Here is a 12,126-nt window from a genome sequence, read left to right as displayed (position 1 = left end):
GCCGGTCCGTCCTTGTGTCGTCACCGCATACGACGACACGAGGAGCCCGTCATGGAAGCCCGTCTGAACCTGCTCGGCAACCCCGTCGCCGGCAAGCTGGTCAAGCACCTCGTCGGGGCCGACAAGGTGATCAATGAGACCCAACTGCCCAGCTCCCTCCAGGAGTTGGTGAAGATCCGGGCCAGCCAGATCAACGGCTGCGGGTACTGCCTCGACATGCACACCAAGGAGGCCGCGCACGCCGGGGAGACCGCCCAGCGGCTGCACATGGTGGCCGGCTGGCGGGAGGCCAAGGTCTTCACCGACGCCGAGCGCGCCGCGCTGGAGCTGACCGAGCAGGGCACCCGGATCGCCGACGCGGCCGGCGGCGTCCCCGACGAGGTCTGGGAGAACGCGGCCAAGCACTTCGACGAGGACCAGCTCCTCGCCCTGGTGGCGCTGATCGCCCTCATCAACACCTTCAACCGGCTGAACGTCATGGTGCAGCAGCCGGCGGGCGACTACCAGGTGGGCATGTTCGGCTGATCTCTCACCGAGCATGGGCGAACCCCCGGGCCGTTCCACGCGAACGGCCCGGGGGTTCTGTGCCGCGGGAGGTCAGTCGCGGCGCCGTCTGCCCAGGTCAGCTCCGGCGGCACCTGCCCACGTCGATCCGCACGATCTGCGGGTCGTGGTCGCTCGCCTGGTCGGCGAACTCGGCGTTGATGTGCACCACGTCGTAGTCGAAGTGCGTGACGGCCGGGCTGGTCAGGATGTGGTCCAGGGTCTGCGAGTTGCCCGCGACCGCCACGGCCGGGTCCGCCGACCCTGTGTACACGAAGACACCTTCACCGATACGGGGCGCCGTCGGGCCTGCGGGTCCTGGATCCAGTACCGTCCCTAAAGGCTGAGCGGGAGTGAGTCCTGTTGCCAGGTCTCGTGCTCGGCCGAACGCCCCGGACGGTGTTGGGCGTTCTGGTTGCCCGCGTTCGCTCCGCGTCCGGGCGGCACGGATCGTGTCCGTGGTCCGGGGATGCGGGGGCGGGTTTCCTCACGCCCGGGAAGACCTGGTCGGGCCTGGACGGTCCGATGCCCCGCACGATCACTCCGGTCGTGTGGGGGCGGTGCCGTCCGTCGCCGGACCGGGTGTCCCTGGGCGCGCCTTCCGATCGCCACGGCAGCAGCCTCATGGCGAGTCGTCTTACGGGTTGCCGTGGTGAGGGGCTTCTGCCAGTGCTGGGCACCCCAGCGGCTGGTATAGGCAGGGTCGACGGCGATGACTGCGATACCTGTCTGGTCGGCCATCGAGGCCAGCCGGGCGCGGAGTCTGCCGGTGGGCATGCTGGCAACCAGCTGGCGGAAGCGTGTGCGGCGGCCGTGCTTCTCCCGGGTCTTCTCGGTGGCGAAGTCCAGGTCCTCGACCGCGATCGCCTGCGCACCGCAGGTCTTCGCCCAGTACAGGAGGCGGGTGAGGGCGTGGCGGACCTGGGCGTCACGGTGTCCCGTGGGGCCGGTCAGGTCGTAGGAGAAGCGGCGCGGGCTGCCGGCCGGGTTGCCGTGAGCATCGAGGCGCCAGGCGGCGGTGGGGGTCCCCCCGCGCGAGCGAAGCCGAGCGTGGGGGAGGTCGGCGTTCATGTCGATGCCGATCACGCTGTGGGCGAGCGCCGCCTCGATCGGGACGGTGGGGGTGGGCGGGATCTGCCAGGACGCGGTCAGATACCAGCGGCCCCGGCCGGTGTCGTAGTGGATGCGGTAGGCGATCGCCCGGCCTCGCCGTCGGGGCTGACGCGGATGGTCTCGTTGCCGTGACGCTTGCCGGACTCCCCGTCCGCCTGGCAGAACCAGCGCTCCGCCTCCCACCGCCCACGCCACACGGATTCCGTGAGCTGGGCCTCGTCGAGGTGGTGGCGGGTGCGGGCCAGGCGTCTGCCGCCGCGCACGACGTGCACGATGCCGGCCTCCCAATCGGCTCGCACGGCGGCCAGCCGGTCCTGAAGCACCCGCAGCCGCCGCGCCTTCGCATGCCACTTCCGCCGCGACCGGTAACCCTCCGGCGCCTTCCGCTCCCCCTCTGCCCGACCGGCAGCGCCAGCCGAGCCTCGATCGTGCGGATCCCCGCTTCCAGGCTCTGCAGGTGCGCCGACTGGCAGCGGCGGGCCAGCGCCCACTGGTCATGCGTGGCCTTGGTGATACTGCCCGCCCAGCGTGATGACGAGGCGGGTGTCAGCTCCCGTTTGCGGACCGCCCACGCCTGGGCGGAGCGCTCCATGCCGTCCCGGCAGCGCGCCTTGAGATCCCGCGAAGCCAGCGACCCCAGATGCGCCCCCACCAGACGCAGCACCTTCTCATCGCCCGGCGCCAGGTGCTTGAGCCGGGTCCGGACGGCCACACCGGACGGCCCGGACACGACGAACGGCGCTGCGATGCTCCTCAGCTCACCCACCTCGTCACCCCCACCCGAAGATCTGGTCGCCATGGGAAACGAGCACCGCCCATGAAGGTCACACACTCGATGAGAGAACGCCAGTTCCCCACCGAACACCAGCACCACAACCAACGAGCGCGGCACGACACAGACCATCCACACTCACCCCCGCTCACCAGAACGCTCTTGAACGCACTCCAACGCCAGCAGCTCCAAACCCCTTCGAGCCGGACTTCAGTACGCCGGTCACGATGCCGGGGACACGGGTGACGTCTGCCCGGTGAGAGGCGAGAGCCGGGTGGTGTCCTGGATGTCGTGGACGCGGACGGGGCCGGGCTCGGTGGAGCCGCCGTCGCCGCCCCCGTCCCCGCCGCCAGAACCGGGCGTCTGACCGGCCGAGTTGACCGGGAACGAACTCCCTACTCCCCGTCCCGCTGGGCCAACTGGAGGGACAGCGCCCGCAGGACGTCGGCCGCCGTCATGTCGGTCCGCCCCTCGTCGTGCACCTCGGCGAGATGGACGAAGGCGTAGGAGAAGCAGTTGGCCAGGGCCACGATCGCCGGCGCCAGGGCCTCGGTGACGATGTGCGCGGCCTCCTGGGGTGAGGCGTCGGCGGGCAGCTCGATCTTGGGCAGGGTCTCCACGAGCAGCGCGGAGACGGCCCCCGTCAACGCCACCTCGACACCGGGGTTCTCGCGGGTCTGCCGCCGCACCTCGACCGCCTCGGTGAGAATCCCGACGACGCGCTGCATGATCTCGGATCGCTCCATGCCGGGAGCCTAGGACCTGGCCGGTGCGCCTAAACCTCCGACAGACCTCCGACCACCTCCGACCGGGCCGCCTCGGCCGGGTCGTTCGCCCCACCCTCCCCACCCACCCCGGACCGGGCGGCCCCGCCGGGAGGCGCCGGATAGAACTGCGCGTACCACCGCCGCAGCGCCCTGATCCCCTTCTCGTGCGGCAGCAGCACCGGCCGGGCCTGATGGATCTTGTGGTCCCAGATCCGCACCTCCTCCCGCACCTCGCCCAGCGCCTCCGCCCGGAAGACGAGCTTCAACAGCGGGGTGAGGAAGGGGAGCCGGCGGGGCTTGCGGAGGTAGTACAGCATCCGCAGCTCACTCGTGCGGTCGTCGACGGGCGTGCTCAGCGCGACGGCGGTCACCGACAGCACCGGCCCGTGGGCCCGGACCACCATCACGCCCGGCCCGTACATGAACGCGTCGAACGTGTTGTGGATGTCCCGGCCGAACACCCGCCGGCTGATCGTCCCGCGCGCCTCGGCGAACGGCCCGTCCTCCCGCCACTCCTGGACCGGCGGCTCGCTCTGCCCATGGATGAAGTGGAAGTGGGACTCGTCGACGATGTTCTCGCGCATCTCCTGAATGTGGATGCGCGCGCGGCAGGTGTCGTCGATGGGCGAGGCGAACCGCCGCGACCCCGCCTCCTCGATCTCCGGCACCTCCCACGCGGGTTCGCCCGCCCCGCCCACTCCGCCCGGCCCGACGTACACGAGGACGAGCCCGCTGTGCTCGCGCACCGGGAAGCCGCCGATCGACACCTTGGGCGTCCGGACGGCGAACGGCGCCTCCACGCACCGCCCGTCCGCCCCGAACCGCCACCCGTGGAACGGGCACTGCACCGTCCCGTCCACGACCTTCCCGCCGACGCCCAGATGCGCGCCGTAGTGCGGACAGTGCGCGTCCCGCACGGCGGCCCGCCCGTCCGCCCCGCGGAAGGCGATCAGCGCCCGCCCGAAGTAGTGCAGACCGACGACCTTCCCCGCCGGCAACTCCGCACTGCGCAGCACGGCGTACCACCCGTACGGCACGCTCGGCATCGGACAGGTGTCGGCGCGGGGATCCCGGTCCTGGTCCCGGCCCAGGTCCCGAGTGGCCCGCTTCCGAGCTGCCCGGTCCCGGCTGTCATGGCTCCGACACATACGCATGCCGCTGATGCTAATGGCCCGAACCGGACCGGTGCCCTCAACTAGCGTGCGAAACAAGCAAGTTGATGGTCCGCTTGCTCGTCACGACGGCATCCCGTACGCCGCCACCATCACGTTCATGGCCACCTTGTTCATGGTGCTGCCCTTGGCGTCGGTGGAGTTGACGCTGTAGACGAGGGTGCGGGAGCCGTCGCGGGTGGAGGCGATGGCGCTGTTGTAGCCCCAGCGGCCCCCGGTCTTGCCCCACACCTCACGCCCACCGAGCACCTTCCGTGCCAGCCCCACGGCGTAGTCGGCCGGCCGGCCCGTCGTGTGGTCCGGCACCTCCGGCACGGTGAACATCTCCTCCAGCACCGGCCCGCGCGGCACGATCCGCCCCCGGAACAGCGCCTTGGTGAACCGCTCCAGATCGGCCGTGGTCGAGACGAGGTCCCCGGCCGCCCACGCGTCCGTCGCACCCCACACGGTCACGTCCCGCAGCCCGGTCGTCCCGTCGTCGAGCGTCATCCGCTGGTACCCGTGGTTGTGCGGGCCGACGATGCGCGGATCGGCCCCCGGGACGTACGTGTCCCGCAGCCCGAGCGGCCGCAGCACGCGCCCCGCGAGCTGGTCCTCGTACGTGTCCCCGGTCACCCGCTCGACGATCAGCGCGGCGACCGTGTACCCGATGTTGAGGTAGTGCTGCTCGTCCCCCGGCGCGAACTCCGGCTCCTTCGCGGTCGCCGACCGCACCATCTCCTCGGGGTCGTGGACCACGAAGCGGTTCGCGTACGCCCCCTCGACGGTCGTCCACGGGAAGTCGGGCGCCGGGATGCCGTGCGTGTGGTCGAGCAACTGCCGGACGGTGACACCGGCGTACGACGCCGGAATCAGCTCCGGCAGATACGAGCGGGCGCTCCGGTCGAGGTCGACCCTCCCCTCGGCGGCCAGTTGCAGCACCACGGCCGCCGTGAACACCTTGGTCACCGACCCGGCCCGGAAACGGCCCTGCGGATCGGCCGCCCGGCCGCTGGTGAGGTCGCGCACGCCCGAGCTGCCGCGCCACACCCCCTCGCTCCCCCCGACCCGCACGAGCGCGGCGGTGGCGTCGGCGGAGGGCAGCTGGGCGATGGCGGCCTCCATGGCGGCGGCGAGGCCGGGATCCGTCCGCGCCGGTGAACGCGACCATGTGGGAGCGGTGGGGGAGGCCGCGGTCGCCGTGGTGGCCGGCAGCACCGTGGGCCCCGCGGCCACCCCCAGGAGGAGGGCGGCGGCGAGCAGCGCACGGGTGGTGCCCCTGGCGCTCTGCGTGCCCTTGTTGCTCTTCGTGCTCTCCGTGCTCTCCGTGCTCGGCATGGTCAACTCCTCGGACGCGGGCCGGTGTTGTGGTCGTGGCCCATATCCTTCCGACCGGCGGCTTCGCGCGGATCGCCCGAGCGAGCGGTCCTAGCGGCGCCTTTTCCTCGCCGACGCGGGGGAGGACCAGGGCCGGGAGACTCCCCCGGACGGGGGACTCCCGGCCCCGCGCGGGGGAACCGCGTCCTGGGGCTCGGCGTCCGTGGCCGCGCCGAGTGAGGTGCCGTCGGCCCCGAGCGACGCCTCGCCCGCCGAGATCAGCCCGGTCTCGTAGGCGCAGATGACCGCCTGGATACGGTCGCGCAGGCCGAGCTTGGCGAGCACGTTGCCGACATGGGTCTTGACCGTGTGATCGCTGACGAACAGTTCGGCGGCGATCTCGGCGTTGGAGAGCCCTCGCGCCAGCAGCAACAGGGTCTGCCGCTCCCGCCCGGTCAGCACGTCGAGCCGGGGGTCGGGCCGCCGCGCCCGCGCGACGGTGGGGGAGGGCCGGGTGTACTGCTCCACCAGCCGCCGGGCGACGGACGGCGCGAGCAGCGAGTCCCCGCGCGCGACCACGCGCACGGCGTGCACGAGATCGTCCCGCCGGACGTCCTTGAGCAGGAACCCGCTCGCCCCCGCGTGCAGGGCCTCGTACACGTACTCGTCGGAGTCGAAGGTCGTCAGCATGACCACCCGACATCCACCACGCCCACCGTCGGGGCCGGCCTCGCCGCTGCCCGTGCCGCCCCTTGCAACTGCGCGGTCCGCACCGGTCGTGAGGGCCCGACACGCCTCGATCCCGTCCATCCGTGGCATGCGGATGTCCAGCAGGGCCACGTCGGCGCCGTGCCGCCGCACGGCCTCGACGGCCGAGGCCCCGTCCCCCACCTCCGCGACCACCTCGATGTCCGGCTGCACGTCGAGGATCAACGCGAACCCGCTCCGCACCAGCTCCTGGTCGTCGGCCACGACCACCCGGATCGGCTGACCGGTCAACGCCCCACCCCCTCCGTCGCCACCACGGCCGGCACGGGTATCCGCACCCGCACCTCGAACCCGCGCCCGCCGGGCCCGGCCCCGACTTCCGCCGTACCCCCGTGCGCGGCGGCCCGCTCCCGCACCCCGACGAGCCCGTGCCCACCGCCGCCGGACCCCGCCCGGGGCCCACGCCCGTCATCGAGCACCCGTATTCCCAAGTCGGCGTCACCGTAAGTGAGTCGAACGTCGACCGTACGGGCCCCCGCATGCCTGACCGTGTTCGTCAGCGCCTCCTGGACGACCCGGAAGACGGTCGCGCCGACGGCCCCCGGGAGCCCCCGCTCCGCCCCCACCACCTCGTACCGGACCACGAGCCCACTGCCCAGCACCCGCTCGAACAGCGCGGGCAGCTCCCCGACCCCGGGCTGCGGCGCACGGGGCGCGAGCCCCGACGCGTACCCCGCACGCTCCTCCCCCTCGTCGCGGCCTCCCCCTCCGCCGCCTCCGCCTTCGCTGTCGCGCAGGAGGCCCAGCATCCGCCGCAGCTGGACCATGGCGTCGCGCCCGGTCTCGGAGATCGCGTCGAAGGCGGCCTCGGCCCGCTCCGGCGCCGTACGCACCGCCACGGGACCGGCCTCCGCCTGCACGATCATCAGGCTGACGGCGTGGGAGAGGATGTCGTGCATCTCCCGTGCGATACGGGCCCGTTCACGCGCGGCGGCCTGTTCGGCCTCGACCCGATGGGCGCGCTGACGGGCGTCGGTGAGCCGCCCGAGGACGTAGGCCGCCGCGAACACGAAGGCGGAGAAGGTCAGTTCACGCGCCGACCGGGTGTTGAGCCACACTCCGACGGGCACGGCGACCAGCACGAGCACCCCGCTGACCAGCCGCTTCCAGGGCGGCGAAAGGACGGCGACGGTGTAGACGATCACCAGCCCGTTGTACGGCAGGGGCTGCCCGGGTCCGTCGAGCGTGAGCTTGTAGACCATGCTGGCCACCAGAATCCCCAGCAGCACGGCGAGCGGAGCCCGCCGCCGCCACACCAGCGGCACCACGGTGAGCGTGGTCAGCCCGTACGCGGCCCAGGTCGCCGGCGCGAGCCCGGCCGCCCGAGGCACCACGAACGGCATCGTCATGGCCCCCTGCACCAACAGCGCGACCCCGACATCGACCACCCAAGGCCACCGCTCCGCGACCCCCCGCCCCCACACCCACCATCCCCGAGCCCCCCGCCCGCCCCCACACCCACCCCGTATGCCACTCACGACAGCACACCGTAACGGGCGACCCGCACAGGGACGGGTCATCCGCGTGCTGCGGGGGGCGAGTTGGACCGACGCGCGCGGCCAGGCGCACCGGAAGAAAAACCGAGCGTTTGTGAAGATACGTGGCGCAGCCGTCGTCGGCCCTCGCGGTGCCGTCGTCCCGGAGGCATCATGGCGAGGCAGAGGCCGGGGGGCCGTGCGGGGGATCGCGCCGAGTGCCGGTCCAGGGCAGGGGAGGGCACATCATGGCCGAACACGACGCACCGCACAACGAGCCGTACACAGCCATCCTGTTCAAGTTCGTCGTCCTGGTCGGCCTGTTGTACATGCCGGTGCTCGTCTTCCACCTGGGCACCTGGTTCCCGTTCGCCGGAGCCAGCGGCTACCTCCTCTGGGAACTCGGCCGCCTGCACAGGGCGTTCGGCACCAGGGACGAGCCGCGGCCCGACCGGCGTCAGGGGACGACGAGCGGCGGCTGAGCGCTCAGCCGCCGGCACCCGGCGGCGGTGCCGTACTCCGTCGCCGTACGAGCCGGGTGGGCACGAGAGTCGTCCCGTGCTCCTCGCCGCCCTGCCCCGGCACCCCCGGTTCTCCCTGTCCGCCCTCCCGCATCTTGCGCAGCACCCCCTCCACACACAGCCGCCCCACCTCCGCGAAGTCCTGGTGGACGGTGGTCAGCGGCGGCAGGAAGGACGCGGCCTCGGGAATGTCGTCGAACCCGACCACGCTCACGTCCTCGGGCACCCGGCGCCCCCGCTCGTCCAGCGCCCGCAGCAACCCCAGCGCCATCTGATCGTTCGCGACGAACACGGCCGTGCAGTCCGCCTCCTCGGCGATCCGCAGCCCGGCCCGGTACCCGGACTCGGCCGACCAGTCGCCCCGTACGAGCGGCGGCGCGTCCGCCACGCCCGCCTCGGCGAGCGTGGCCCGCCACGCGTTCGCCCGCCGCTGCGCCGCGAAGGAGTCCTCGGGCCCGGCCAGGTGCCACACGGTCCCGTGCCCCAGCTCCAGCAGATGCCGTACGGCGTCCCGCGCGCCCCCCGCCTGGTCGGTGTCGACGACGGTGTACCGGTCCCCGGCGTCGGAGTCGGCGACCACGACCTGCACCCCGGGCGGCACGGACACGGTCGCCGCGTCCAGCAGATGCACCTCCATGATCACGATCACGGCGTCCACGGCCAGTTCCCCGAGCCGCGAGAACGCCCCGTTCACCTCGTCCTGCGTCGGCACGGCGACGGGCAGCAGCGTGACGGCGTACCCCTCCCGCGCGGCGGACGTGGCGATCGCGTCGAGCGTGCGGATGTTGCCGAGGGTGGAGAGGGAGAAGGTGATCACCCCGAGCGTCCGGAACTCCCCGCGCCTGAGCGCCCGCGCCGCGCTGTTGGGCCGGTACCCCAGCTCGCGCATCGCGGCGAGCACCTGGCGCCGGGTGTCCTCGTTGACGCCGGCGAACCCGTTGGAGACCCGGGAGACGGTCTGGGCCGAGACCCCGGCGACCCGCGCGACATCGCCCATGGAGGGCCCTTGGCGGGGCCGCCCCGTGCGTCTCCTCGTACGACTGTCGGTCGTGTCCACCTGGGTTCCCCCGACTCTTCCGCCTCGCCGCGACAAACGGGTTGATCCATCGATCTTTGACGGATCCTTGACCGCCGAGATTCGCACAGTGTAGACATCCGCCTCAGTGAATGTTTACGTAAACATTCACCGCGACAAATCATACGAGAGCGCACCAAAAGGCACCAGAAGCTCTCACCCGGAGCCTCAAGAGCCCCAGCAGGGAGCACCACCAAGAGCCCCACGGGACTCCTGGAGCCCCACCCGCAGCCCCACCAGAAGCACCCCGCCGAACCGCACCACGCGGGCCCCGATCTCTATGTTCCGCCGGGACGCGGCACACGGAAGAGTTGGAGTACTCGAATGGCACACCGCACCCGTACGAGACGGCTCCTCGGGGCCATCGGCATCACAGCCCTGGCCACGGGCACGGCCATGGCCACGACCTCCCTGCCGATGGCGCACGCCGACACCGCGGCCGCGTCGGTGACGGTCAGCCCCGACCCCTCCTACAAGGGCCAGAGCTTCGAGGGCTGGGGCACCAGCCTGGTCTGGTTCGCCAACGCGACCGGCGACTACCCGCCCGCGATCCGCGAGAAGCTGGCCAAGCTCCTCTTCGGCGAGGACGGCCTCAACCTCAACATCGCCCGCTACAACATCGGCGGCGGCAACGCCCCCGACGTCAAGGACTACCTGCGGGCCGGCGGCGCGGTCGAGGGCTGGTGGAAGGCCCCGGCGGGCACCACCCGCGAGGACGTCGACTGGTGGAGCGCCGACGACAAGAAGGACTGGAACAAGAACGCCGACGCCACCCAGCGCTGGTGGGTCGACCGCATCAAGAAGGACATCACGCACTGGGAGGCCTTCAGCAACTCCCCGCCGTGGTTCATGACGGAGAGCGGCTACGTCTCCGGCGGCTTCGACGCGTCGAAGGACCAGCTGAAGGAGGAGTCGGTCGAGGACTTCGCCAAGTACCTGGTCGGCGCCACCGAGCGCCTGGAGAAGGCGCACGGCATCAAGGTCGACACCCTCGACCCGTTCAACGAGCCCAACACCAACTACTGGGGCACCAAGCTCGGCGCCGACGGCCAGCCGACCGGAGGCCGCCAGGAGGGCGCCCACATAGGCCCCGAGCTACAGCAGAAGGTCATCAAGGCGCTCGGCCCGGTCCTGGACGACTCCCGCAGCCACGCGACGATCTCCGCGATGGACGAGACGAACCCCGGCACCTTCGCCACGAACTGGAACTCCTACCCCCAGGAGGTCCGCGACCTCGTCGACCAGATGAACGTCCACACCTACGGCACCAGCCAGCGCACCACGGTCCGCGACCTCGCCAAGGCCGCCGACAAGCCGCTGTGGATGAGCGAGGTCGAGGGCGACTGGGGCGACGGCCAGAGCTTCACCGACATGCGCCCCGGCCTGGGCCTGGCGCAGCGCATCGTCGACGACCTGCGTGAACTGGAGCCCCAGGCCTGGGTCTTCTGGCAGCCGGTCGAGGACTACGACAACATGAAGCCGGGCGGCGAGTCCGCCAAGGGCGGCAACTGGGGCTCGATCCAGCTCTCGTTCTCCTGCGGGAAGAAGGACACCCTCAAGAGCTGCCCGATCTACACGAACACCAAGTTCGACACGGCCCGTAACTTCACGCACTACATCAAGCCGGGCGACCGTCTGATCAAGACCAACGACGAGTCGAGCACGGCCGCGGTCGCGAAGAAGGGCGACAAGGCGACGGTCGTCCACGTCAACAGCACCACCGAGTCGCGTGCGGTGACGGTCGACCTGTCGAAGTTCGGCAAGGTCGCCAAGACGGCGACGATCACCCCGGTGGTCACGGACGCGGCCGGCAAGCTGATCCGCAAGAAGGCCGTCAAGGTCACCGGCAAGAAGGCGACGATCACGGTTCCGGCGCAGTCGGTGACGTCGTTCCTGGTGAAGGGTGTCTCGGGGGTGGCGGCGTCGAAGGCCGAACTCCAGGACAACCACACCTACACCTTCACGGGCGTCCAGAGCAGCAAGAACCTGTCCGTCGGCCCCGACGGCAAGAGCCTGGTCATCAAGACGCCGAGCACCGCGGCCGGCAACACCCAGCAGTGGACCCTGGACCGCATCGGCAAGGGCGCGACCGACAACCGCACCCGCTACGCCCTGACGGAGACGACGTCGCACAAGCGCCTGGCCATCCGCTTCGGCTCCCTGGCGGCGGAACGCGACACGGCCACCCGTGACGAGGCCGCCCAGTGGATCCTGTCCTCGACGGGCGACGGCACCTGGACCCTGGTCAACGTGGCCACCGGCGAACTCCCGGACGTCTACGGCCAGTCGACGACGGACGGCGCGGGCGTCGGAGTCTGGACCCCGAACTCGGGCCTGAACCAGCGCTGGAAGCTGACGGACGTGACGGCGGCCCCGGCTTCGTAGAACCGCCGCCCGCCACGCCACCACAACCGGACATCGGGGGACCATGACGTCCCACGGGGAGCCCCGGGTCGAGCAGGATCGACCCGGGGCTCCTTCATGGACTCGTGCGGAGCCAGGCCGACTTCGCTGGGTGATCACTGGGCGGACTCGGGTCTGGAGGAGGTGACGCTGCCGCAGGGCGCGTACCGGACGGCGGGCGGCGACGCCACCATCGGCACGTCCGACCTGCTGGTGTGCCG

10 protein-coding genes and 2 pseudogenes are annotated in these 12,126 nt (G+C 71.5%); 3 read left to right on the top strand and 9 right to left on the bottom strand.

All coding sequences use genetic code 11. From position 1 onward, the window contains the following. Nucleotides 1–51 precede the first annotated feature (51 nt). A complete protein-coding gene (locus ACZ52C_RS10675; protein WP_469074364.1) occupies nucleotides 52–525 on the top strand; it encodes a carboxymuconolactone decarboxylase family protein in 474 nt (157 codons plus the stop codon). Nucleotides 526–622: 97 nt separating this feature from the next. Here ACZ52C_RS10675 and ACZ52C_RS10670 read toward each other — a convergent pair whose 3' ends face one another. The 8 genes and pseudogenes from ACZ52C_RS10670 to ACZ52C_RS10635 form a co-directional block, all read right to left on the bottom strand. After that, nucleotides 623–817, bottom strand: coding sequence for a hypothetical protein (locus ACZ52C_RS10670; RefSeq protein ID WP_469074814.1), 195 nt, complete (start codon nucleotides 815–817; stop codon nucleotides 623–625). A 62-nt stretch (nucleotides 818–879) separates the two neighbouring features. Continuing rightward, nucleotides 880–2,422: pseudogene (locus tag ACZ52C_RS10665) on the bottom strand (nuclease/transposase family protein). Nucleotides 2,423–2,618: 196 nt separating this feature from the next. After that, nucleotides 2,619–2,824 (bottom strand): annotated as a pseudogene (locus tag ACZ52C_RS10660) (hypothetical protein); the annotation flags it as partial. Continuing rightward, nucleotides 2,824–3,174, bottom strand: a complete 351-nt coding sequence (locus ACZ52C_RS10655; RefSeq protein WP_469074363.1) for a hypothetical protein — start codon at nucleotides 3,172–3,174, stop codon at nucleotides 2,824–2,826. The pseudogene ACZ52C_RS10660 and the gene ACZ52C_RS10655, both read right to left, overlap by 1 nt. 29 nt (nucleotides 3,175–3,203) lie before the next feature. Then, nucleotides 3,204–4,241 (bottom strand): Rieske 2Fe-2S domain-containing protein, encoded by a 1,038-nt coding sequence (locus tag ACZ52C_RS10650; RefSeq protein WP_469074362.1) that lies wholly within the window; start codon nucleotides 4,239–4,241, stop codon nucleotides 3,204–3,206. 189 nt (nucleotides 4,242–4,430) lie between these two features. Beyond that, nucleotides 4,431–5,684, bottom strand: a complete 1,254-nt coding sequence (locus tag ACZ52C_RS10645; RefSeq protein ID WP_469074361.1) for a serine hydrolase domain-containing protein — start codon at nucleotides 5,682–5,684, stop codon at nucleotides 4,431–4,433. 90 nt (nucleotides 5,685–5,774) lie between these two features. Continuing rightward, on the bottom strand, nucleotides 5,775–6,662 hold the full coding sequence (locus tag ACZ52C_RS10640; RefSeq protein WP_469074360.1) for a response regulator: 888 nt from the start codon (nucleotides 6,660–6,662) through the stop codon (nucleotides 5,775–5,777). Then, nucleotides 6,659–7,951 (bottom strand): sensor histidine kinase, encoded by a 1,293-nt coding sequence (locus ACZ52C_RS10635; RefSeq protein ID WP_469074359.1) that lies wholly within the window; start codon nucleotides 7,949–7,951, stop codon nucleotides 6,659–6,661. Before ACZ52C_RS10635 ends, ACZ52C_RS10640 begins: the two co-directional genes overlap by 4 nt. Before the next feature lie 203 nt (nucleotides 7,952–8,154). Here ACZ52C_RS10635 and ACZ52C_RS10630 point away from each other — a divergent pair, with 203 nt between their 5' ends. Beyond that, a complete protein-coding gene (locus tag ACZ52C_RS10630; RefSeq protein WP_469074358.1) occupies nucleotides 8,155–8,388 on the top strand; it encodes a hypothetical protein in 234 nt (77 codons plus the stop codon). Between the two features lie 4 nt (nucleotides 8,389–8,392). Here ACZ52C_RS10630 and ACZ52C_RS10625 read toward each other — a convergent pair whose 3' ends face one another. Further along, complete coding sequence (locus tag ACZ52C_RS10625) at nucleotides 8,393–9,424, bottom strand: LacI family DNA-binding transcriptional regulator (RefSeq protein WP_469074357.1); 1,032 nt, start codon at nucleotides 9,422–9,424, stop codon at nucleotides 8,393–8,395. Nucleotides 9,425–9,826: 402 nt separating this feature from the next. Here ACZ52C_RS10625 and ACZ52C_RS10620 point away from each other — a divergent pair, with 402 nt between their 5' ends. Continuing rightward, nucleotides 9,827–11,887, top strand: a complete 2,061-nt coding sequence (locus ACZ52C_RS10620) for an RICIN domain-containing protein (RefSeq protein ID WP_469074356.1) — start codon at nucleotides 9,827–9,829, stop codon at nucleotides 11,885–11,887. Nucleotides 11,888–12,126: the final 239 nt, after the last annotated feature.

The organism is Streptomyces sp. NPDC034049 (assembly GCF_055575575.1).
This window is presented reverse-complemented; position numbering and strand designations above follow the sequence as displayed.